Below are 20,715 nucleotides of genomic sequence, written 5' to 3'. Positions count from 1 at the left end.
CGCTAGAAGCGGGGCAAGCAAGGAAAGGTCCGGCAGATGATCGCGCGTAACCCGGTTGTTCTGTGCATTCTCGACGGCTGGGGCATTGGCCCCGATCCGGCGACATCGGCCCCCGCGCAGGCGAAGGTGCCGAACTTCAACCGGCTCTGGGCAACCTGCCCGCATGCCACGCTGACCACCTTCGGCCCCGATGTCGGCCTGCCCACCGGGCAGATGGGCAATTCCGAGGTTGGCCATACCAACATCGGTGCGGGTCGGGTGGTGGCGATGGACCTTGGCGCGATTGATCTGGCGGTCGAGGACGGCTCTTTCGCCCGGAACGAGGCGCTGCTGGCCTTTGCCGCAAAGGTCAAGGCGGCGGGCGGAACGGCGCATCTGATGGGCGTGGTGTCCGATGGCGGGGTGCATGGCCATATCAGCCATGTCATCGCCGCCTGCCGTGCCTTGACCGCGCTTGGCCTGCCGGTGGCGTTGCACGCCATTACCGACGGGCGCGACGTGGCGCCATCCTCGGCCGTCACCCATGTCGCCGATCTGGAGGCCGCTCTGCCCGCCGGAGCGCGGGTGGCGACCGTGATCGGCCGCTATTGGGCGATGGATCGCGACAACCGCTGGGAGCGGGTTTCGCGCGCCTATGAGGCGATGGTGAATGCCCGTTCGGAAACCCATGCCGCGACGGCGTCGGAAGCTGTAAAGCTGTCCTATGCCAAGGAGGAAACCGATGAATTCCTCGCCCCGACCGTGATCGGCGGCTATGCCGGGGCCAAGGATGGCGACGGGGTGTTCTGCCTGAACTTCCGCGCCGACCGGGCGCGGGAAATTCTGGCGGCGCTGGGTCAGCCGGAGTTTGGCGGGTTCGCCACCGGCAAGCGCCCGGCATGGTCGGCGATGCTCGGCATGGTGGAATATTCCACCGGCCACAATGCCTATATGGCCACCGCCTTTCCCAAGCGGGTGATCGTGAATTGCCTTGGCGAATGGGTGGCCAAGCAGGGACTGACCCAGTTCCGGCTGGCCGAGACCGAGAAATACCCGCATGTCACCTTCTTCCTGAACGGTGGGCGCGAAGTGCCTTTTGACGGCGAAGAACGTGCCATGCCAGCCTCGCCCAAAGTCGCCACCTATGACCTGCAACCCGAAATGAGCGCGGGCGAAGTGGCCGACCATCTCGTCAGCGCCATCCAGCGCGGCTTTGACCTGATCGTGGTCAACTTTGCCAACCCCGACATGGTGGGCCACACCGGCAGCCTGCCCGCCGCCATCAAGGCCTGCGAGGCGGTGGATCAGGGCCTTGGCCGGGCGCTCAAGGCGCTTGAGGCCAAGGGCGGGGCGATGATCGTCACCGCAGACCACGGCAATTGCGAGATGATGGTTGATCCGGTGACCGGCGGTCCGCACACCGCACATACGGTGAACCCGGTTCCGGTGATCCTTGTCGGCGGCCCGCCCGGTGCGCGACTGCGCGAGGGGGGGCGGCTGGCCGACCTTGCACCGACGGTCCTGCAGCTGATGGGCCTGCCCCAACCACCGGAAATGACAGGGGAAAGCCTGATCGCATGATCCGCGCCGCCGCCCTTGGCCTGTGCCTTGCCCTGACCGCCGAAGCGGCCAGCGCCGGCGTGGCCGAGGATGCGGCCAGCGCCAGCGCCGCCCTGCAAGCCTCGGTGCAGGCGCTGGACGAGGCACAGGGAGCCAAGGACCGGGTCGCCGCGCTGACCAGCACCATTCGCGCCTATGAGGAAGGGCTGGGTGCGCTGCGCGAGGCCTTGCGGCAAGCCGAACTGCGCCAAGAGGCGCTGGCCCTGCAATTCCAGACCAAACGCGACCGCATCGCGCAGCTTCTGGGCGTTCTGTCCACCATCGAGGCCGAGCCCGGCCCGCTTCTGCTCATGCACCCGACTGGCCCGCTTGGCACGGTGCGCTCGGGCATGATGCTGGCCGACGTCACGCCGGCTCTGCAGGCCGAGGCAGAAACCCTGCGCGCGGATCTGACGGAACTGCGCGACCTGCGCGCCTTGCAGCTGGCGGCGGGCGAGACGCTGACCAGGGGCCTCACCACCGCGCAAGAGGCGCGTTCGGCGCTGTCGCAGGCGATGTCCGATCGCACCGACCTGCCGCGCCGCTTCACCGAAGATCCCGAGGTGCTGAAGGGCTTGCTGGAAAGCGCCGACACGCTGGAGGCCTTTGCCGCCGGCCTTGCGCTGGACGATACCGGCGCAACCAGTTTTGCCGAGGCGAAGGGCAAGCTTGCGCTTCCCGTGCTTGGCACCGTCCTGCTTGCCCCCAACGAGACCGACGCCCGCGGCGTCACCCGGCCCGGCCTGACGCTGGCCACGCGGCCCGGTGCCCTGGTCATCAGCCCATGGCCGGCGACGATCCGCTACGCCGGCCCGTTGCTGGACTACGGAAACGTGATGATCCTCGAGCCCGGAGGCGGCTATCTTCTTGTACTCGCGGGGCTTGATCAGGTGTATGGCTCGGTTGGCGAAGTGGTTGCCCGCGGGGCAGCTCTGGGCTTGATGGGCGGGACAAAAGCGGCGGGCGACGAGTTTCTGGTGCCTGCAACAGATGGCAGTGGCGTATCGGGCACGGAAACGCTTTACTTGGAATTGAGGCAAGGTGCCGATGCGGTGGACCCGATGGAATGGTTCGCCGGTCTGGCCAAAGCAGGGGATTGAGACGTTGAAGAAGAAATTCGCATTGGCGGCCCTTGGCGGCGCGCTGGCGGGAGTGATTCTGACCACACAGGTGGCTGGCCCGCTGCTCGCCCAAGAGGCGGAAAAGACCACCTCGGTTTATGAACAACTCGATCTCTTCGGCGACATCTTCGAACGCATCCGCGCGCAATATGTCGAGGAAGTGGACACGGAAAAGCTGATCGAAGCGGCGATCAACGGCATGCTGACCTCGCTTGACCCGCATTCCAGCTATCTGTCGGCGAAGGATTTCGACGACATGCAGGAACAGACCCGCGGCGAGTTCGGCGGGCTGGGCATCGAGGTCACGCAGGAAGACGGCTTCGTCAAGGTCGTGGCGCCGATGGACGGCACCCCTGCGGATCTGGCAGGCATCAAGGCCGGCGACTTCATCACCCATGTCAACGCCGAGTCGGTGCTGGGCCTGACGCTGGACGAGGCGGTGGACAAGATGCGCGGCCCGGTCGGGTCGGAAATCATCATTACGGTGGTGCGCGAAGGAACGGACGAGCCGTTCGATGTTTCGATCATCCGTGACACCATCAAGATGGTGGCCGTGAAGCCGCGGCTGGTGGGCAATACGGTGGTGCTGCGGATCTCCACCTTCAACGACCAGACCTATCCCGGCGTCGAGGACGGCATCAAGAAGATGGTCGACGAGGCCGGCGGCATGGACAATGTCAGCGGCTTCGTCATCGACCTGCGCAACAACCCCGGCGGGCTCTTGAACCAGGCGATCCTGGTGTCGGATGCCTTCCTGGAAAAAGGCGAGATCGTCTCGACCCGCGGCCGCAACCCCGAAGAGGGTGAGCGCTTCAACGCCGAAGCCGGCGATCTGGCGCAGGGCAAGCCGATTGTCGTGCTGATCAACGGCGGGTCCGCATCGGCTTCGGAAATCGTGACGGGTGCCTTGCAGGACCACCGCCGCGCCATCGTTGTCGGCACCAAGAGCTTTGGCAAAGGCTCGGTCCAGACGCTGATCCCGCTGAAGGGCGACGGGGCGATGCGCCTGACCACGGCGCGCTATTACACGCCGTCGGGCCGCTCGATCCAGGCGTTGGGCGTGATGCCCGACATCGTGGTGAACCAACCGCTTGTGGAGCTGGAGACCGAGGAAGAAAAGAAGGCCCGCGAAGAGGAAGAGGCCCGCAACGAGCGGTCCGAAGCCGATCTGCGCGGCGCGATCAGCAATGATTCGATGACCGAGGACGAACGCAAGCAACTGGAGGAAGAGCGCGCCCGCACCGAAGAGGCCGCAAAGCTGCGCGATGAGGATTACCAGCTGGCCTATGCGGTGGACATCCTGCGCGGCCTCGCGGCTGTGGCTCCGAAACCCTGATGTGAAAGGGGGCCGCCCCGGTTGGCGGGCGGCCCGATCCGACATGATCGACCCCGAAACCCTGCCCTATCGCCCCTGCGTGGGTGTCATGCTCATCAACGCCGATGGGCTGATCTTTGGCGGCCAGCGGCTGGATAATCCGGTTCCCGCCTGGCAGATGCCGCAGGGCGGCATTGACGAGGGCGAAAAGCCGCGCGCCGCGGCGCTGCGCGAACTGCGGGAGGAGACCGGCGTCACTGCCGATCTGGTGGAGTTCATCGGCAAGACCCATGGCTGGGTGACCTATGACCTGCCGCCCGACCTGCTGGGCCAGGTCTGGGGCGGAAAATATCGCGGGCAAAAGCAGAAATGGTTCCTGTACCGCTATCTTGGCCGCGACGATCAGGTGAAGATTGACACCGACCACCCCGAATTCAGCAAGTGGCGCTGGATCGGGGCCGATGAGATGATCGAAGCCATCGTGCCCTTCAAACGCGCAGTCTACGAGGAAGTGGTGCGTAGTTTCCGGGCCTATCTGGCGTAAGGGCCGGGCTTCAGCCCGACTCTCCCCTTACAAGAACCACGCCAGAACAATCGGGGCCAGAACGGCGGTCAGGATCGCATTCAGCCCCATGCCCAGTCCGGCAAAAGCCCCGGCCGTTGGGTTGACCTGAAAAGCCCGCGCCGTGCCGATGCCATGCGCCGCCACCCCGACCGCAAAGCCCCGCGCCCGCCAGTCCTTCAGGCCCAACAGGTTCAGCAAGGGCGTGGCGACAACCGCCCCGATGATCCCGGTCAGGATCACCAGAACCGCCGTCAGCGTGGGCGAGCCGCCAAGGCTTTGCGAAATACCGATGGCAACCGGGGCGGTGGCCGATTTCGGCGCAAGAGAGGCAAGCACCGCTCTGTCAACCCCCATCGCTCGCGCGACCGCCAGTGCCGAGACCACCGCGGTAAACGACCCGGCGAGCAGGGCCGCCCCCAGCGGCAAGGCCGCGCGCCGCACGCGGTGCAGGTTTTCCCACAGCGGCAGGGCCAGCGAAATGGTGGCCGGCCCAAGCAGGAAATGTACGAACTGCGCGCCTTCGAAATAGGTGGCATAGGGCGTCGCGGTCAGGTGCAGAAGCGCGGCAAGACAGGCAACGGCGATCAGCACCGGATTGACGATCGGAGCCCGATTGGCGGCCCGAAAGCAGGCATCGCCCAGCGCATAGGCCGCAAGCGTCGCCGTCAGCCACAAGAGCGGCCCGCGCGACAGATAGCTCCAGATTTCGGCGAAGTCAGTCATCCTGCGCCCCTTCCGCCGCCCCGGTGAGCCGCGCCACCGTGACAAAGGTCAGCGCCCCCACCGAAATCGCCGCAACCGTGGACAGGACCAGCGCCAGCATCAGCCCAAGCCCCTGCCCGCCCAAAGCCGCGAAATGGCCAACCACACCCACCCCAGCCGGCACGAACAGGAGCGACATGTGGCCAAGAATGCCGGACGTTACCGGGCGCAAGAGATCGGCCAGCTTCGGCAGCGCCGTCAGGGCCGCGACCAGCAACACCATGCCCAGAACCGGGCCGGGAAACGGCAGGTTCAGCCCGCGCGCCGCCGCCTCGCCGGCAAGCTGGCAGGCCAGGAGGATCAGGAGAGCATAGATCATGGCAAGCAACCTTTTGCTGGTGCCGCAAGCCTACGCCCACCGCGGCGCAAAAGGGAAGGCCGCGCAGGTTGTGGACCGCAAGAAGGTCTTTTCGCAACACCCGCATGAGTCGGCTGAAGACTTTCCCCCGCCGCAGCCCTTGAAGCCGCCACCGCTCCCTGACAATCTGACCGGATAGTCAAGGAGCCGCCGATGTCGTCCCAACTCGAAGCCACGTCCCTGAAAGACACCAATGCCTTGCCCAAGGTGGTGCGCGCGCGGGGCAGCTATCTGTGGGATGCGGCCGGCAAACAATATATCGACGGCTCCGGCGGTCCGGCGGTTTACTGCCTCGGCCATGCCAATGCCGAGGTGAACCGCGCCATCTGCGACCAGCTTGCGCAGATCGCCCATGGCTACCGCTACAATTTCAGCACCGATGCGCTCGAGGAACTGACCGAGATCATCCGCGCCCGCTGCGGTGGCACGCTGCGCGAGATGGTCTTTGTCACCGGCGGCTCGGAAGCGGTGGAGAGTTGCCTGAAGATCGCGCTGCAATACCAGACCGCCATCGGCCAGAAGTCGCGCCGCAAGTTCATCTCGCGGCAGCGGTCGTGGCACGGCAACACCCTTGGCGCGCTGGGGCTTTCCGGCTTTGCCGAGCGGACGGCGGCCTATGAGGGCGCTTTCATCCCTTCGGTGAAGATCTCGCCGGCCAATGCCTACCGTCCGATTGCCGGGGCCACGGCGGACACCGTCGGGGCCGCCTGCGCGGCGGAGCTTGAGGCGGCGATCCTGCGCGAAGGGCCGGAAACCGTGGCGGGCTTTGTCTTTGAGCCCGTGGTCGGGGCGGCGGGGGGATGCGTGCCGGCGCCGGAAGGCTATGCCAAGGCAGTGCGCGAGATTTGCAGCCGCTACGGCGTCCTGATGATTTCCGACGAGGTGATGTCCGGCGCCGGGCGCTGTGGCACTTGGCGGGCCTTGGCGCATGACGGGGTGGAACCGGACATCATGTCGGTGGCCAAGGGGCTGGCCGCCGGCTATCAACCCTTGGGCGCGGCGATCTGCACCACTGGTGTCTGGCAGGCAATCCGCGTCGCCGATGGAGCCTTTGGCACTGGCCATACTTTCACCGGTCATACTGCCGCCTGTGCCGCCGGGGTGGCAGTGCAGAAGATCGTCGCCCGCGAGGGGCTGGTGGAAAAGGTCGCCGCCAACGGCCCGCGGCTGAAGAGTTGGCTTGCCGAAGCTTTCGCCGGGGTCGAGGCCATTGGCGACATTCGCGGCCGCGGCCATTTCATCGCGCTGGAGCTGGTGGCGGATCGGGTTTCCAAACAGCCGTTCAACAAGGACCGCAAGCTGTTCATGAAGATCCGCGCGCAGGCGATGGAGAACGGGCTGATCTGCTATCCGGTTGGCGGCAACGTTGACGGGGTCAGTGGCGACATCGTGATTCTGGCCCCGCCCTACAATTGCACGGATGACGAGTTGACCGAGATCGTCGACAAGACTGGGCAGTCGGTGCGTCAGGTGCTGCGCGCCGAGGGTCTGGGCTGAACGCTGGCCATGGCCAGAGCCGCAAGGCCCGGTCTTGGATGGCCGGGAAAGCCCGCGCCAAAGCGGCGGACGAGATCCTGATAGCCGGGGCCAACCTGTGATCCTTTGCACAAGACCTCGCCGGTTTCCGGGTCGATCAGGTTCAGCCCACCGCCCGCCGCGACATATTGCAGCCCGCGGGCGCGCAAGGCGGCCTGCATCTGGCCCCAATTTCCCGAAGCAAAGAGCGCCTCTGCGACGAGAAGCCGAAGGCGCCCGAGGAGCTGCTCGTCGATGACGTCGTCACTCCTCGCGGTGCGGCGCTCGATCCGCTGCACCTCCAGCCGCACCAGATCGCGCAACACGGCGCCGGGGGTTTCGTCGCGGCTGTCACAGGCGGACAGGAAGCGCTGCCACAGCAAAGGATCGCACGGGAAGGGGGCAAGATGTGTCATGACCGAAGCCTGCCAGGACAAGATTAACGAATCGCAAATGAAAAAGCCCCGCCGAAGCGGGGCCTTTCCGGATTGTCGCAGGTCCTCAGCCCTTCTTCAGGCAGCGTTGACCCAGAACTTCGGCAATCTGCACTGCGTTCAGCGCTGCGCCCTTGCGCAGATTGTCCGACACGCACCACAGGTTCAGGCCGTTCTCGATGGTCGAATCCTGCCGCACGCGGCTGATGTAGGTCGCATATTCGCCAACGCATTCGATCGGGGTGACGTAGCCGCCGGCCTCGCGCTTGTCGACCAGCATCACGCCGGGCGCCTCGCGCAGGATGTCCTGCGCCTCTTGCCAGTCCAGCGGTTCTTCAAATTCGATGTTGATCGCCTCGGAATGGCCGACAAACACCGGCACGCGCACGCAGGTCGCCGTCACCTTGATCGCCGGATCAAGGATCTTCTTGGTCTCGGCGACCATCTTCCATTCTTCCTTGGTCGAGCCATCGTCAAGGAAGACGTCGATATGCGGAATGACGTTGAAGGCGATCTGCTTGGAGAACTTCTTCGGCGGCACGTCGTCAACCGGGTTGTAGACAGCCTTGGTCTGGTTCCAAAGCTCGTCCATCCCCTCTTTGCCGGCGCCCGAGACCGACTGATAGGTCGACACGATAACCCGCTTGATCCTGGCGCGATCGTGCAGCGGCTTCAGCGCCACCACCATCTGCGCGGTCGAGCAGTTGGGGTTGGCGATGATCATCTTGTTCTTGTAATTGTCGACGGCGGCCGCGTTCACTTCCGGCACGACCAGCGGGATCTGCGGGTCGTAGCGGTAGAGCGAGGAGTTGTCGATCACCACGCAACCGGCCGCAGCGGCCTTGGGGGCATAAACCTTGGTCGCCTCGGAGCCCACGGCAAACAGCGCGATGTCCCAGCCGGTGAAATCGAAAGTGTCGAGATCCTTGGTCTTGATAGTCTTGTCGCCAAAGCTGACTTCAGTGCCGAGAGATTTGCGCGACGCCAGCGCGGCAATCTCGTCAACCGGGAACTCGCGCTCGGCGAGGATGTTCAGCATTTCGCGGCCCACGTTACCCGTGGCACCCGCGACGACGACTTTATAGCCCATCTTGGGTATCTCCAATATCTGTCCAAGACCGTTCAAGGACGGGGCCTGTTAGCGCAGGAATCGCTTGGGGGGAAGCGGGAAATGCCGCGCTGCGACGTCAGGGTTGCGGGCTGTGCAGCCGGGCCACGAAATCGATGGCCGTGCGGTCTTCGACGGTATCGGCCTCGATCGCCTGAACGATCCGCATCACCCGGCGGATGTGCTTGTCGGCCTGCACGTCCTTGTTCGATCCGCGCCCGATCTTGGCCTGCAATTCGGCGTCCGACCGGGTGTAGTAGTGGTTCAGTTGCAGCCGTTCCCTGCTGGCAAAACCCGGCTTCACGCGGTCCTTGTGCGCGGCCACCTGGCCGGCGTCATTGACGCCCTCTTCGCGCCCGTCGATGGCAAATCCATGCACGCCGACCTCGGTCACGCGCGACGGATCGACCAGACATTTGAAGTTCAGGCCATGGGACAACTCAAAGGAATCGCGGGCGCGGGCGGTATAACTGGCCACGACGCCGCCCTCGGGCGGGCCGGCATGGCCGCCGCGGCCAAACATCTGCCACGGCAGGGAGACATGCGCGGTCCCCTCCAATCCCTGCATGGCCTCGGGGATCGAACGGGCAGAGACCGGCACCAGAAACTCGTCGACGTCGATGAAGGCCATCCAGCGACAGGCCGGGCCGAAGTTCATCAGCGCATGGGCATAGGCCAGCACCTGATTGTGAATCTCGCGCCCGAGCGTGGTGCGGAACCGCCGCTGCGCCCAGGGGATGACTGTAAGGGCCGTCTCTGGCAGGGCGGCGCGGAGCGCCTCGATCGTGCCGTCCGTCGAGCCGTTGTCATAGACGAAGAACTGCATCACCCCCGCCATCTGGTGAAATCTGGCCCATTCGGCGATGTGGCGGGCCTCGTTTCGCACGATCAGCACGATGGCAACGCCGGCGCGCGTCGCGGAGGCCGGCGGCGGGGCAATCGCAAAGCGCGTGATCGGGCGCAGGAAGAACGAAGGGATCATCGGCGGTCCAAACGGCTTTCGCGGGCGGGTTTGTCGGGTTAGGTAGGGGACAAGCCCCACGGGATGCCCAGAATGATCGTTTACCCTGAAGAGTTCAACGCCAAGAAGGCCGCTGTCTTTCGCGCGCTGGCCGAGGTGGAGGGCGGGGCGCGGCGGCTGTGGGTCGTGCCCCTGTCGCCCTTTGGCTGGCCTGAAACGCGCCTGCGGGTGGACGCGGCGCTTGCACGCGCGAAGAAACCCGGGCGGACCGTGCTGGCGCGTTGGGCGAAGCGCGCCCTGCTGACGGGACAATACAACTGGGCGCGGCGCTATTTCGCGCGCCACCCCGAGCATCTGGCCGTGGCGTGGAACGGGCTGACAGGTGGGCGCAAGGTGTTTCTTGACGCCGCCCGCGATGCCGGTGCGCCGGTGCTGCATGCCGAGCTTGCCCCCCTGCCGGGCCGCATCACGCTTGACCCTGCGGGCGTGAATGCCGAAGGCAGCGTGCCCCGCGATCCGGACTTTTTCCGCACCCAACCCCTCACCGACTGGCGGGCGATGGGGGTGTCCCTTGCCGCGCGGGCGTCACGCCGGACCGACGTGCAACAAACCGGCGGAGCTTTGCCCGACACCCCATTTCTGTTCTGCCCGCTGCAAGTGCCCGACGACAGTCAGGTCCGGCTGTTCGCCGGATGGAGTGCGGATTATCCGGGGTTCATCAGGGCCCTGACAGCAGCCGTGCCCCACTTGCCCCCCGGCTGGCATCTTCGGCTGAAGGAGCATCCGAGCGCGAAGCAAAGCCTTCGCCCGTTGCTTGCCCCCCTGTTGGCCTCCGGGCGGGCGGTTCTGGACAATGCCACCGACAGCTTTGCGCAACTGGCTGCCTCGCAAGGGGTGGTGACGTTGAATTCGTCGATGGGCCTGCAGGCCTTCTTTCACGACAAGCCTGTCATCACCCTTGGCCGCGCCTTCTTTGCGTTGCCGGGTCTTGTGACACCCTGCTCTTCTCAGGCCAAGGTCAACGCCGCTTTCGCCGCGCCGCAGTCCTTTGACGCGGGTCTGCGCGAGGGCTTCATGTCCTGGCTGGAGGCGCAGTATTACCCGCGCTTCTCCGAGACCGGCTTTGACCGCGCGGCCTTTGCTGCCAAGTGCGATCAGTCCCGCCGGTCGCGCGACAAAAGGTAGATGGCCAGCCCCGCCACCGTCAGCGCAGCGTAGAACAGGAACAGCGCCGCATAGGGCACCGAGGGCGGAACCGAATTTGCCACGGTGCCGGGCGGCGTCAGTGCGCTATGGATGCGCCCGGTGACGATCTGCATCAGCCCTGCGCCACCGATGCCGAACAGGTTGATCAGCGAAACCCCGCGCCCGGTCAGATGCGGCGGCAGGAAGGCGCGGCCATGCGCCATGACCATCGGAAAGGACGCACCGAAAAAGCCCACGCCCGCCAGAAGCGCAACCGTGGTCCACTGGTCACTGTCGACCCGGGCATAAAGCCCGACAAGGCAGACGAGCATCAGCGCGTTGCCTCCAAAGACCAGCCATTTGCGACTGCCGAGGATACGATCCAGCGGACCATAGGCGAAGTTGCCGGCCACCATCGCCAGCCCCATCACCAGCGTCACCCGCCCGATCCGCGCGGCATCGGCGCCGAATACATCGGCGTACCACGGCCCGGCCCAAAGACCCCGAATGCCCGCGGGAGGTGCATAGCAGGCGGCCATCATCAGCAGGATCGGCCAAAGGGCGGGCATTCTCAGCAGATCAAGAAGCGAGCCTTTGACGCCACCCGCAACCTTGGCGGGGTCGCGCACCAGTGCGAAAATCACCAGGGCGGCCGCAAGGGTGATTGCCGCCAGCCCCCAGACCGTGCCGCGCCAGCCCCAGACCTCGACCGCCCAGCTCAAGGGCAGCGACGCGCCGATGTTGCCCAGACTGCCGATGCCCACCACCATGCCGGCCAAAGTGCCGAAAACCGCCGGGGAATAGGTGCGGGCGAAGATGAAATAGCTTGCCATTAGCACCGAGGAACAGCCGACCCCGATCAGCACCATGGCAAGCGTGATGTGCAGCGGTGCAGTGGCGCTGGCAAAGACCGCCGCGCCCGCGGCCCCGATGGCCAGAAGCAGCGCCGTGGTGCGGCGCGGCCCGATATGGTCAAGCGCCCAGCCGACCGGCACCTGCATCAGGGCGAAGGTCAGGAACCACCAGCCCGAAGCCTGCGCCAGTTCCTCGGCATTGGCGTTCAGGTCGGCCGCCAGAATTGGCGCCAGCACCGCCAGAAAGGCGCGGTAGAACTGGCTCAGCACATAGGCGAGGATCAGGGCGGCAATTCCGATGCGCATGGCGTCTCCGTCGCGGTTGCGGCGACCTTGGCAGGGGGGACTGGCAGGGTCAATGCCGCGCCCCCCGCGCTCTGACCTGCGACCAGATGCCAGGATCGCGATCTGGCAATCCTGCTGGTGCAGGCAATGACCGCCAATCAGGCAGCGGCAGCCTGCAAGGGCCGCTCGCGCACCGGCAGGTGGACAATGGCCGAAAACGCCCCGACGCCAACGCCAATCCACCAGACCAGCGTGTAATTGCCAGTGATGTCGAACATCTTGCCACCCAGCCAGACCCCGAGGAACCCGCCGATCTGGTGCGAAAGGAAGATGAAGCCGTAAAGTGTGCCCATATAGCGGATGCCGTAGATATGGGCGACAAGACCCGAGGTCAGCGGCACTGTCGCCAGCCACAGCGCGCCCATGACCGCCGAGAAGATCAGGACCGAGGCGGGCGTGATCGGCAGCAGGATGAACACTGCGGCGGCGATGGTGCGCCCGGTGTAGACCCCGGCCAAGAGGTATTTCTTGGTGTACCGCTTGCCCAGCCAGCCCGCCGTCAGCGTGCCGACGATGTTGAACAGCCCGATGACCGAGATCGACACCGCGCCAAGCGCCGAGGTGGTCTTGATCCCCAGCGCCGCCAGCATGCCGGTGCCATCAATGGCGCCACAGAAATCGGTGATGAAGGCCGGGAAATGCGCGGTGATGAAGGCAAGCTGATAACCGCAGGAGAAAAAGCCAAGGAAGATCAGCGTATAGGTTGGGTCCTTGAAGGCGCGCTTCAGCACCGTGCCAAGGCTTTCCTCCAGTTCGGCCCTTGTGGCGGCCTTTCCGGTGGACAGGAACGGCAGCGCGGCCAGCGTGCACAGGACGATTACGGCGAAGATCACGAAAACCGTCTGCCATGGATAGCTTTGCAGCAAGATCTCTGCCACCGGCGCGCCGAACACCTGCCCCGCCGACCCGGCAGCGGTCGCAATGCCCAAGGCCATCGAGCGGTTCTCGGCGCTGGTCGCGCGCCCCACCACCGCCAGCACTACGCCGAAACCGGTACCCGCAATGCCAAAACCGATCAGGATGTTCAGAAGCTGGTGCTGCCCCGGCCCGGTGGCATAGGCCGAAAGGACCAGACCGACTGCATACAGCACCGCGCCCGAAATGATCGCCTTGCGGTCGCCGAAGCGCTCGGCGATCGCGCCGAACATCGGCTGGCCGATGCCCCACGCCAGGTTCTGGATGGCGATGGCCAGCGAGAACTCGGCCCGCGGCCAACCGAACTCGGTCGCGATCGGGATCTGGAACACCCCGAAGCTGGCCCGGACGGCGAAGGTCAGCATCAGGATGATGCTGCCAGCCAGAAGCACCGGTGTTATCAGCTGCGATTTTGCGGCGGTGCTGGTCATGGTCTCTGATCTCCGGGTGTGCCGGGCAACCTGCGACGGCAGGACGGCAGGGTCAAACGGAATATTGTGCGGGCTACAACCGCCCGTTCGATCCCGCCCCGGAGAGGGCCGGCCGGGAAAGGCCCGCGCGGCATGCAGGGCTACGGGCGGGGCCTTGCCCCCCTTCTCCTGGCAGGGCAGGGTGTCGACGTGCAGGGCGAGGTGGGAAAATGAGCGAATGGTGGCGTGGCGCGGTAACCTATCAGGTCTACCCGCGGTCGTTTCAGGATGACTCTGGCGATGGGGTGGGCGACCTGCGCGGCATCACCCGTCGCCTGCCCTATCTTGCCGATCTGGGCGTCGATGTAGTCTGGCTGTCGCCGGTTTTCGCCTCGCCCATGGCCGACATGGGCTATGACGTCTCGGATTACCGCGACATTGACCCGGTGTTTGGCACGCTGGCCGATTTCGATGCCCTGATCGCGCGCGCCCATGACCTTGGGCTGAAGGTGATCGTCGATCAGGTGATGTCGCATTCGTCAGACCAGCATCCGGCCTTTCAGGAAAGCCGCCAGAGCTGCGACAACCCCAAGGCCGACTGGTATGTCTGGGCCGATCCGCGCCCCGATGGCAGCCCCCCGAACAACTGGCTTTCGGTATTCGGCGGCCCCGCCTGGACCTGGGACGCGCGGCGCCGGCAGTATTACTTCCACAATTTCCTGGCGAGCCAGCCCGATTTCAACTTTCACAACCCCAACGTCGTGGCCTGGCACGAAGAAACCCTGCGCTTCTGGCTGGACCGCGGGCTGGATGGCTTCCGGTTCGACACCGTGAACTATTTCTACCACGACCGCCTGCTGCGCGACGATGCCGCCGACTACCGGGTGAAGCCCGAGCCCGAGGCGAACCCCTACAACATGCAATACCACCTGTTTTCCAAAAACCAGCCCGAGAACCTCGGCTGGCTGGAGCGGATCCGCCGGGTGCTGGACACCTACCCCGACCGCACTTCGGTCGGCGAGGTGGGCGAGACGCATCACGCCATCGCCATGATGGGCGATTACACCGCGCCGGGCCGCCTGCACCAATGCTACAGCTTCGAGATGTTCGGGGATGACTATTCCCCCGCCTTCTTCCGCGGCAAGATCGAAGAGTTCTTCACCGGCGCCCCGAAGGGCTGGCCGATGTGGGCGTTTTCCAACCATGACGTGCGGCGGCACCTGACCCGCTGGGCGGACTATGGCGCCAGCCCTGCCGCGCTGGCCAACCAGACCGCGGCGCTGCTGCTGTCTTTCCCCGGCTCGATCTGTCTCTGGCAGGGTGAGGAACTGGGCCAGACCGATACCGAACTGTCATTCGATGAGCTGACCGACCCGCAGGGCATCGCCTTCTGGCCTGCCCCGGTCGGCCGCGACAACACCCGCACGCCAATGGTCTGGGATGGCGCGGCGCATGGCGGGTTTACCGCGGGCACACCTTGGCTGCCCGTCAAGGCACCGCAAGCCGCGCGGCATGTCGCAGGGCAGATTGGCAGGCCGGACTCGGTTCTGGAGCGCTACCGCGCCATGATCGCCTTCCGCAAGGCCAACGCGGCGCTGCGCCTGGGTGGATGCCAGTTTCTTGAAACAGCGGACCCGGTCCTCGCCTTCCGTCGCGGCACAGGCGCCGATGCACTGACCTGCGTCTTCAACCTTTCAGCGCAACCTGTGGCTGTCGACGTGCCGGGCCTCGGGGATCAGTGCGGCCCCTTGCAGACCTGCGCCTTGCAAGGCGAAGTGCTGTGTCTCGGCCCGAACGGATTTGGTTTCTTCAGGGCCAAAACCTGATCAGATCCAGTCGAGGTTCACCTTGCCCGGCGCATAGCCCTCTGCAACCGCCTCACGCAGCGCCTTGTATCGGTCACGCAGGTCTTTGAACTTGCGTTCATGGGTCTCGGCCACCAGGCAGCGCAGGTTAACGAAGCCTTGTTCGGCATGCATCTTCTCAAGGATGTCGAGTTCCGCCCCCTCGATGTCCATCTTGACGAAAGCCACCTCGCCGCGCGCCTTGATCTGCTGCTGAACCCAGGACGGGAAGTCGATCAGCGGCACCTCAACCGAGTTTTCCGCATCAATCCGGCGGCCGCCGTCGAGAATGGTCGACTTGACCGAGGCCCCTTCCGGATTGTCCCCGAAATTGTCGGCCCGCATCAGCCGAACCGTGCCCGTCCCCACCCCGACCGCCGCGTTGACGAGCGTAACGTTCGGCAGGTTTCCAAACTTTTGTTCAAGCGTCTTGAAAGCAAAGGGGTCCGGTTCAAAGGCGATGACATCCGCGCCTGTCGCGGCCAACCGCTCCGTCACCACTCCCATGTTCGCACCGCAATCGACCGCCAGATCGCCGGGCCGCAACATTGCTGTGACCGCCGTCAGATAGCCCTCGGCCCAGGCCTTGCGCAGGTTGCGCTTCTGCCGCCGGACCAGGGCGTCAACTTCCTCAGGGGTTGAAGGCAATACTCTGGGTTTATTACCTTTCCTGCTACGCCTGCCAGTGGCTTCCTCCGGCAGATCCTCGTCCTTGTCGCTCATTCCTCGAGCGCCCCGGCCGGATCGACGCCTTCGACCTTGCACATCCGGTCGGCATAGGAACCGGGCAGCGGCGGATTCTTGCGCCACCAGGGGCGGGTGCCGTTGGTGTAGAGATGCACCGACAGCGTGGCGTCAGTAAAATGCCCCTCGACGTTGCAATGCGGGTCGTAGAACACATCATTCAACTGGAACGGCACCGGGTAAAGCACATCATGAGTGAGCGCCCGTTCATAATCGCCGGTCTGCTGCGCGAAGTAGGTGAAGGCCTGCGGGCCAAAGGCGGTGCGTTCGGCGTTGTAGATCCGCACGGCCTGCGGCAGGGACCGGTCCTGCTTGTCGATCTTCTTGCGCTGCTGCTTGTTGAACCAGGCGGGCGCCTCGGGCAGGTTGTCGTAATAGTCCAGAAGCTGATCCATCAGCGCGCCCTTCTGCGGAATGTAGACCACCCCGCAATTCAGCGCCCCACGAAAGCCGTGCCCCGCAAAGATATGGGTCATCTCGTCGGGGAAGGGCCTGTGGCAATAGGCGTCGCAGTCGATCCACACCGCATCGGTCTTTTGAATCATCTTGTAACGAAAGACGTTGGACAGGAAGGATTCCGAGGTCTGCCGCACGATGTCCATGTCGACCGACATGATCTCCGTCGCCGGTTTGACGATCACCCCCTCGGGCACGTTCGATACCTTGTCAGTGCAGTAAAGCGTCGTCGGGTGTCCTTGCCGGACATGGCTGAGCAAGCAAAGCTGGTTCAGGTAATGCAGCCTTTCCCCGATCCAGAGCGAGGCAACAGGGCGGCGGACAGGGGTCGACATGATACTCGGGCCTCATTTGTTTCTGTTTTCGCAACACTGCCGCAGCGATGGCGGCAAGTCCAGTTTGTCATCCGGGCAAGCCGCCCATGCTGAAACCCCGGCAAATATTGGGGTCAAAGCTGTCGGTCGGGCGGTACCCCAGCGATTGCAGCGGGTTCGAAACCTCGCCGATCCGGTCGTGCCAGATCTCCAGCCACCTGCCGTAAAGGAAGACTTGCACGGGCGCGGAGCCAGGCATCGTCGACAGGACTTTTGTCAGGATCTCGGGCGAAAGCCGCGCGTCGGCAAGCAAAAGGCTGGTGGGGCCGGTCTCGGAAATCAGACGCTGCGTGTCAGCCACAAGGTCAACGAGCGGCCTGTCCGACAGCACGAACCTGTCATTGAAGGACCTGTTGGACAGCTGACAGACGATTTGCAGCATCTCCCGCAGGCCCGGATCGTCCTCATGCAGGGTAAAGTGAATATCCGTTCGAATATTGGCGCAATGCCCCGCCAGAAAGCCGACCGCAGACCCGATTTCCAGCGCCCGCGCCTGCTTTGGCAGCACCAAAGGCATCTTGCGGGCCAATCCCCGCTCGAATTTTCCACTCTGGATCAGCGGCAAGACATGCGCGGCAAAGACCCGGTGATCCAGCGGCAGCTTCATGCTGTGATTGGCGAAGATCTCAACTGAAAGATCGCCCGACAGGTCAATCGGGCCGGGATTGTAGGCCCCCATCGGCACGGCTTCGACCGGCGGCTCCCTTGGGCCAAGCTTGCGGTCCGCCTTCGCCTTGGCCCCGCGCTGCTTTTCCACGTCCGACATCAGCGCGGCGATCTTTTCCTTGTCCCGTGCCTGCGGTGGCTTGGCGACGATCTGCGAAATCGGCACCGCAGAGGCCGTCGCCAGATCCGCCACCAACTGGTGATAGGCCTCGGTCTGCTTCAGGTCCGCCAGCCGCGCTTCGGCCCGGGCCACGGCCGCCTGATGCAGCCGGTTCAGCTCCGGATCCGCCAGAAGCTGCCCGATGATGCGGTTCCGCGCCTCGGAATAGCGCAGCATCGTGTCGTCCCGAACCTCGTTCCTGTCCTGCAAGCTCCAGTAATCGCTGTTATATTTGTCAGCCTTGTTGTTGACATTGCCGCGCATCTTGCGAATTGCGTAGCTGTCGACCGACTTCACTGCATAGTGGTTCAACTGCACCCAGTCATAGCCCACCGTGCGGGTGATCGACCGCCAGCCGCGGAACTTGAAATAGTCCTCCATCTCGCGGCCCGAGCCGTTCAGCCATTTTACCTGATCGGGAAACTCGGTCTTGATGTGGCGGGTCTTCATCTTGGGTCGGTGAATACCGAGCTTCCAGTAATCCGGATCGAAGGTGAACAGCGTCTTTACGCCCCAGCCCTTGTTCCAGCTTTGCGGTGCGGCCAGCAGGTACTGTTCGCTGACCGGCGCGCGGCTCCAGTCCACCACGCCGCCCGAGCCGAAAATCCGCCAGGTGACCACGATGCCATTTGCCTGCTGCGCTTTCGCCGCGCCGATCAGGTCATCCAGCGTCCCGTTGCCATATCTGATCGACAGGAACTCGTCCGCATCAAACACCATCACCCAATCGGATTGCCCGACCACGGGTTCGTCCTGCGCGTGGTTCAGCGCCGAGGGTTGTGGGCGAATGCCCTCTGGAATGACATTCCGGCGGTGGTGGCAGAGGCCAAACTCCTCAAGCCGTATCAGCATGTCGCCGGTGCCATCCGAACAATCATTCGTATAAACAACCAGATCGGTAAAGCCGACAGCAAGATGATGGGCCACCCATTCGATGACGAATGGTCCTTCGTCCTTCATCATTGAAACCGCCGTCACCTGACCGTGCGGGCTGACGTGCCGTTTCAAGCCAAAGGGAACCGTACCCCAAAGCGCAGCCGCGCCGCGCGGGCGATCGCTGGCGTCAACCGGCGCCTTGGCCTTCCTTGCGTTTGCCACCGTTGCCTCATCTGGCAGGCCAATTGATTTGGCCTCTTGTTCTGCATGCAGCATAGGCGAAATTCTCGCCGCCGGGCAAGATATCGGGCGCGGATGTCTCTGGCGGGCGGCCAATCACGACGCAAGATCTGTTGCGATTTTGGCAACAATTTTGAAAAGTCCGCGATTTCCACGGGGTGACAGATAGCGGGCGCTCCGGCATAGTTGCCCTCGGGCCGGTTCTGGCCCTGCAAAAGAAGTCCGTGATGTCGCCGCGCCTGACCGTCTATTTCATCGTTGAACCGCCGCGCTATGAGCAGATGGCCTGTTATCTGGCCGGCTCCCTTCGCCAGCAGTTCGGGCAGACTGTTGCGCTTGTCGGCTACTGTCCGGATACCAAGATTGACACGGTTTCCAAGGATGTGATCGCCGTTCTCGCCAAGCTGGGCTGCGAGGTACGCCCCTTCAGGGTCGAGGGACGGTTCAGCCCGGACTATCCCCACGGCAACAAGATTCTGGCGACGCTGGAGCCGCGGGAGACCGAATTCTCGGCCTTCTTTGATAGTGATGTGCTGTGCCTTCGCCCGAACAAGGTCGAAAGTATCGTGAAGGATGGCCATGTTTCCCTGACGCCCGCCGCCTCAATGGTCTGGGGCACCGGTCAGACCTGGCACCGGATTTACGAAACCTGTGGCATGGCCCTGCCCGAAGAACGGGTCAAACTGATGCGCCAGAAAGGCGCGCGCCAGCGGCTGCCCTATTTCTCCTCCGGCCTGTTCAGCTTTCCGGAGAAACACCGCAACGCGGAGGGTCAAAGCTTTCCGCAAGTCTGGATGGACCTTGCGCAAACAATTGACAAAAATGAAGAAATACCGGGTCGTCGCCCCTATCTTGACCAGATCAGCCTGCCCTTGGCTATCCAGAAGGCCGGGCTGAAATGGAACATCCTTCCAGAGGAGCAGCATTTCATCCTTGGCGGGAGCCTGCGCGGCGAGCCCCTGCCAGAAGGGCGCGAAATCTTCACGGTGCATTATCGGAAATGGGAAATCCTGAAGGAAGTCGGTCTTGCCAGGCAGGGAAAGCGGATGCTGGAGCAGCAGGCCGGCGTGCGGCGGATCGACCAGATCTCCCGGCAGGGCGCTGACGCGGAAGATAACGGATGAATGTTCTTGAATTTCAGGAATAACCGTTCATGATTCATCCATGGCACGCCCGAGAACCCAATCCGACGCCGCGATCTTCAGGCAACTTCTTGCCGTTCTGCAGGCGCAGGGCGAAAAATCCCTGACGTTCGGGGTAATTGGGCAGTTGACCGGACTGGCCCCGGCCACCCTGGCGCAGCGCTATGGGTCGGTCGAGGGCATGGTGCGGGCGGCCGCTCTGGCAGAGTGGGCCGGGCTGACCGAGGCCGTGACAACAATCGAGGCGGAAGCGCTGGTTTCAGCCAAGGGCGCCCAGGCGCTTCTCAAACAGCTCCCTACGCCCGCGCCCGCCCTGGTTGCGCTGTCCTTGCGGGACGAGGCGCTTCGTCAGGCGGCGGAAAGCTGGCGCATCGCGGTCGAGGCCGCGATCAGCGCCCGGCGTGGCGGCGGATCGAAGGGACGCGAGGCTGCGGCGCTGATATTTGCCACCTGGCAAGGGCGGCAGCTTTGGCAGGCGGCTGGCGGGAAAAGCTTCCGGCTGGCAGACATGCTCAAGGCGCTGCCTTAACGGCCATAGGTTTTCCATAGCCAGATCAACAGGATGGCACCAAGGACGGCGCCAACGAACCCGGCCATCCCGCCTGACACGACCAACAGCCCCCGCAAGACGAACCCGCCCACAAGCGCCCCTGCAACCCCGATCGCGATGGTTGTCGGCACATCCGTGTCAAGACCCATGAGGCGGGTCGCCAGAAATCCTGCCGCAATGCCGACGATGACGAGCAACACGATGCCCATGACCACCTCCCAGCTTTGCAGCCAATAT

Annotated in this window: 21 protein-coding genes; 10 read left to right on the top strand and 11 right to left on the bottom strand. The window is 64.3% G+C overall.

Annotation, left to right across the window (positions count from 1 at the left end):
- The first annotated feature begins 36 nt into the window (after window positions 1-36).
- The 4 genes from gpmI to G4Z14_RS04925 are packed head-to-tail and all read left to right on the top strand — an operon-like array spanning window position 37 to window position 4,558.
- Window positions 37-1,560, top strand: a complete 1,524-nt coding sequence (gene gpmI, locus G4Z14_RS04940) for a 2,3-bisphosphoglycerate-independent phosphoglycerate mutase (protein WP_164623675.1) — start codon at window positions 37-39, stop codon at window positions 1,558-1,560.
- The gene (locus tag G4Z14_RS04935; RefSeq protein WP_164623674.1) at window positions 1,557-2,678 is read left to right on the top strand and encodes a murein hydrolase activator EnvC family protein; all 1,122 of its coding nucleotides are present in this window, start codon (window positions 1,557-1,559) and stop codon (window positions 2,676-2,678) included. The genes gpmI and G4Z14_RS04935 overlap by 4 nt, the downstream gene beginning before the upstream one ends.
- A gap of 4 nt (window positions 2,679-2,682) precedes the next feature.
- Window positions 2,683-4,035, top strand: coding sequence for a S41 family peptidase (locus tag G4Z14_RS04930; RefSeq protein WP_227751543.1), 1,353 nt, complete (start codon window positions 2,683-2,685; stop codon window positions 4,033-4,035).
- Window positions 4,036-4,078: 43 nt separating this feature from the next.
- Window positions 4,079-4,558, top strand: a complete 480-nt coding sequence (locus tag G4Z14_RS04925) for an RNA pyrophosphohydrolase (RefSeq protein ID WP_164623672.1) — start codon at window positions 4,079-4,081, stop codon at window positions 4,556-4,558.
- Between the two features lie 27 nt (window positions 4,559-4,585).
- Here the strand turns inward: G4Z14_RS04925 and G4Z14_RS04920 are convergent, their stop codons facing one another.
- Together G4Z14_RS04920 and G4Z14_RS04915 are read right to left on the bottom strand one after the other, a co-directional pair.
- A complete protein-coding gene (locus G4Z14_RS04920) occupies window positions 4,586-5,302 on the bottom strand; it encodes an LrgB family protein (protein ID WP_164623671.1) in 717 nt (238 codons plus the stop codon).
- The gene (locus G4Z14_RS04915; protein ID WP_164623670.1) at window positions 5,295-5,660 is read right to left on the bottom strand and encodes a CidA/LrgA family protein; all 366 of its coding nucleotides are present in this window, start codon (window positions 5,658-5,660) and stop codon (window positions 5,295-5,297) included. Before G4Z14_RS04915 ends, G4Z14_RS04920 begins: the two co-directional genes overlap by 8 nt.
- Here G4Z14_RS04915 and G4Z14_RS04910 point away from each other — a divergent pair.
- Entirely contained in the window at window positions 5,659-5,838 is a 180-nt protein-coding gene (locus tag G4Z14_RS04910) for a hypothetical protein (RefSeq protein WP_164623669.1), read from the top strand. The genes G4Z14_RS04915 and G4Z14_RS04910 overlap by 2 nt on opposite strands.
- 14 nt (window positions 5,839-5,852) lie before the next feature.
- Window positions 5,853-7,196 carry an aspartate aminotransferase family protein gene (locus G4Z14_RS04905; RefSeq protein ID WP_164623668.1) on the top strand — a complete coding sequence of 448 codons (1,344 nt, stop codon included), beginning with the start codon at window positions 5,853-5,855 and terminating at the stop codon, window positions 7,194-7,196.
- Here the strand turns inward: G4Z14_RS04905 and G4Z14_RS04900 are convergent.
- From G4Z14_RS04900 to G4Z14_RS04890, 3 genes are all read right to left on the bottom strand, one after another.
- Entirely contained in the window at window positions 7,166-7,630 is a 465-nt protein-coding gene (locus G4Z14_RS04900; protein ID WP_164623521.1) for a hypothetical protein, read from the bottom strand. The two genes, G4Z14_RS04905 and G4Z14_RS04900, sit on opposite strands and share 31 nt — an antisense overlap.
- Window positions 7,631-7,715: 85 nt before the next feature.
- A complete protein-coding gene (locus tag G4Z14_RS04895; RefSeq protein ID WP_164623667.1) occupies window positions 7,716-8,738 on the bottom strand; it encodes an aspartate-semialdehyde dehydrogenase in 1,023 nt (340 codons plus the stop codon).
- Window positions 8,739-8,835: 97 nt separating this feature from the next.
- Window positions 8,836-9,738 carry a glycosyltransferase family 92 protein gene (locus G4Z14_RS04890; RefSeq protein WP_164623666.1) on the bottom strand — a complete coding sequence of 301 codons (903 nt, stop codon included), beginning with the start codon at window positions 9,736-9,738 and terminating at the stop codon, window positions 8,836-8,838.
- A 72-nt stretch (window positions 9,739-9,810) separates the two neighbouring features.
- Here G4Z14_RS04890 and G4Z14_RS04885 point away from each other — a divergent pair, with 72 nt between their 5' ends.
- Window positions 9,811-10,902: a capsular polysaccharide export protein, LipB/KpsS family gene (locus G4Z14_RS04885; protein ID WP_164623665.1), complete on the top strand. Its 1,092-nt coding sequence runs from the start codon at window positions 9,811-9,813 to the stop codon at window positions 10,900-10,902.
- Here the strand turns inward: G4Z14_RS04885 and G4Z14_RS04880 are convergent.
- A complete protein-coding gene (locus G4Z14_RS04880; protein ID WP_164623664.1) occupies window positions 10,872-12,062 on the bottom strand; it encodes an MFS transporter in 1,191 nt (396 codons plus the stop codon). The two genes, G4Z14_RS04885 and G4Z14_RS04880, sit on opposite strands and share 31 nt — an antisense overlap.
- A gap of 137 nt (window positions 12,063-12,199) precedes the next feature.
- Window positions 12,200-13,447: an MFS transporter gene (locus tag G4Z14_RS04875; RefSeq protein ID WP_164623663.1), complete on the bottom strand. Its 1,248-nt coding sequence runs from the start codon at window positions 13,445-13,447 to the stop codon at window positions 12,200-12,202.
- A gap of 209 nt (window positions 13,448-13,656) precedes the next feature.
- On the opposite strand from G4Z14_RS04875, the gene G4Z14_RS04870 reads away from it, so the two are divergent.
- Complete coding sequence (locus G4Z14_RS04870; protein WP_164623662.1) at window positions 13,657-15,252, top strand: alpha-glucosidase; 1,596 nt, start codon at window positions 13,657-13,659, stop codon at window positions 15,250-15,252.
- On the opposite strand, the gene G4Z14_RS04865 is transcribed toward G4Z14_RS04870, so the two are convergent.
- From G4Z14_RS04865 to G4Z14_RS04855, 3 genes are all read right to left on the bottom strand, one after another.
- The gene (locus G4Z14_RS04865; RefSeq protein ID WP_164623661.1) at window positions 15,253-15,993 is read right to left on the bottom strand and encodes an FkbM family methyltransferase; all 741 of its coding nucleotides are present in this window, start codon (window positions 15,991-15,993) and stop codon (window positions 15,253-15,255) included.
- A complete protein-coding gene (locus G4Z14_RS04860; protein ID WP_164623660.1) occupies window positions 15,990-16,805 on the bottom strand; it encodes a hypothetical protein in 816 nt (271 codons plus the stop codon). The genes G4Z14_RS04865 and G4Z14_RS04860 overlap by 4 nt, the downstream gene beginning before the upstream one ends.
- A gap of 67 nt (window positions 16,806-16,872) precedes the next feature.
- Window positions 16,873-18,768, bottom strand: a complete 1,896-nt coding sequence (locus G4Z14_RS04855; RefSeq protein WP_321573007.1) for a glycosyltransferase family 2 protein — start codon at window positions 18,766-18,768, stop codon at window positions 16,873-16,875.
- 245 nt (window positions 18,769-19,013) lie between these two features.
- Here G4Z14_RS04855 and G4Z14_RS04850 point away from each other — a divergent pair, with 245 nt between their 5' ends.
- Both G4Z14_RS04850 and G4Z14_RS04845 read left to right on the top strand, forming a co-directional pair.
- The gene (locus G4Z14_RS04850) at window positions 19,014-19,910 is read left to right on the top strand and encodes a hypothetical protein (RefSeq protein ID WP_227751542.1); all 897 of its coding nucleotides are present in this window, start codon (window positions 19,014-19,016) and stop codon (window positions 19,908-19,910) included.
- Window positions 19,911-19,950: 40 nt separating this feature from the next.
- Window positions 19,951-20,457 (top strand): transcriptional regulator, encoded by a 507-nt coding sequence (locus G4Z14_RS04845; RefSeq protein ID WP_164623658.1) that lies wholly within the window; start codon window positions 19,951-19,953, stop codon window positions 20,455-20,457.
- Here G4Z14_RS04845 and G4Z14_RS04840 read toward each other — a convergent pair.
- Window positions 20,454-20,687: a GlsB/YeaQ/YmgE family stress response membrane protein gene (locus G4Z14_RS04840; protein WP_164623657.1), complete on the bottom strand. Its 234-nt coding sequence runs from the start codon at window positions 20,685-20,687 to the stop codon at window positions 20,454-20,456. The genes G4Z14_RS04845 and G4Z14_RS04840 overlap by 4 nt on opposite strands.
- Between the last annotated feature and the right edge of the window lie 28 nt (window positions 20,688-20,715).

The sequence above is a fragment of the Tabrizicola oligotrophica genome (genome assembly GCF_011008935.1).
Classification (GTDB): domain Bacteria; phylum Pseudomonadota; class Alphaproteobacteria; order Rhodobacterales; family Rhodobacteraceae; genus Tabrizicola_A; species Tabrizicola_A oligotrophica.
Note: the sequence above shows the minus strand (reverse complement) of the source record. Positions and strands in the feature narration are given on the sequence as shown.

What these genes read in the sequence shown, in the direction of transcription:
- gpmI (WP_164623675.1), top strand. Translation starts at nt 37, where the DNA reads ATGATCGCGCGTAACCCGGTTGTTCTGTGCATTCTCGACGGCTGGGGC.
- G4Z14_RS04935 (WP_164623674.1), top strand. Translation starts at nt 1,557, where the DNA reads ATGATCCGCGCCGCCGCCCTTGGCCTGTGCCTTGCCCTGACCGCCGAA.
- G4Z14_RS04925 (WP_164623672.1), top strand. Translation starts at nt 4,079, where the DNA reads ATGATCGACCCCGAAACCCTGCCCTATCGCCCCTGCGTGGGTGTCATG.
- G4Z14_RS04920 (WP_164623671.1), bottom strand. Translation starts at nt 5,302, where the DNA reads ATGACTGACTTCGCCGAAATCTGGAGCTATCTGTCGCGCGGGCCGCTC.
- G4Z14_RS04910 (WP_164623669.1), top strand. Translation starts at nt 5,659, where the DNA reads ATGGCAAGCAACCTTTTGCTGGTGCCGCAAGCCTACGCCCACCGCGGC.
- G4Z14_RS04915 (WP_164623670.1), bottom strand. Translation starts at nt 5,660, where the DNA reads ATGATCTATGCTCTCCTGATCCTCCTGGCCTGCCAGCTTGCCGGCGAG.
- G4Z14_RS04905 (WP_164623668.1), top strand. Translation starts at nt 5,853, where the DNA reads ATGTCGTCCCAACTCGAAGCCACGTCCCTGAAAGACACCAATGCCTTG.
- G4Z14_RS04900 (WP_164623521.1), bottom strand. Translation starts at nt 7,630, where the DNA reads ATGACACATCTTGCCCCCTTCCCGTGCGATCCTTTGCTGTGGCAGCGC.
- G4Z14_RS04895 (WP_164623667.1), bottom strand. Translation starts at nt 8,738, where the DNA reads ATGGGCTATAAAGTCGTCGTCGCGGGTGCCACGGGTAACGTGGGCCGC.
- G4Z14_RS04890 (WP_164623666.1), bottom strand. Translation starts at nt 9,738, where the DNA reads ATGATCCCTTCGTTCTTCCTGCGCCCGATCACGCGCTTTGCGATTGCC.
- G4Z14_RS04885 (WP_164623665.1), top strand. Translation starts at nt 9,811, where the DNA reads ATGATCGTTTACCCTGAAGAGTTCAACGCCAAGAAGGCCGCTGTCTTT.
- G4Z14_RS04880 (WP_164623664.1), bottom strand. Translation starts at nt 12,062, where the DNA reads ATGCGCATCGGAATTGCCGCCCTGATCCTCGCCTATGTGCTGAGCCAG.
- G4Z14_RS04875 (WP_164623663.1), bottom strand. Translation starts at nt 13,447, where the DNA reads ATGACCAGCACCGCCGCAAAATCGCAGCTGATAACACCGGTGCTTCTG.
- G4Z14_RS04870 (WP_164623662.1), top strand. Translation starts at nt 13,657, where the DNA reads ATGAGCGAATGGTGGCGTGGCGCGGTAACCTATCAGGTCTACCCGCGG.
- G4Z14_RS04865 (WP_164623661.1), bottom strand. Translation starts at nt 15,993, where the DNA reads ATGAGCGACAAGGACGAGGATCTGCCGGAGGAAGCCACTGGCAGGCGT.
- G4Z14_RS04860 (WP_164623660.1), bottom strand. Translation starts at nt 16,805, where the DNA reads ATGTCGACCCCTGTCCGCCGCCCTGTTGCCTCGCTCTGGATCGGGGAA.
- G4Z14_RS04850 (WP_227751542.1), top strand. Translation starts at nt 19,014, where the DNA reads ATGTCGCCGCGCCTGACCGTCTATTTCATCGTTGAACCGCCGCGCTAT.
- G4Z14_RS04845 (WP_164623658.1), top strand. Translation starts at nt 19,951, where the DNA reads ATGGCACGCCCGAGAACCCAATCCGACGCCGCGATCTTCAGGCAACTT.
- G4Z14_RS04840 (WP_164623657.1), bottom strand. Translation starts at nt 20,687, where the DNA reads ATGGGCATCGTGTTGCTCGTCATCGTCGGCATTGCGGCAGGATTTCTG.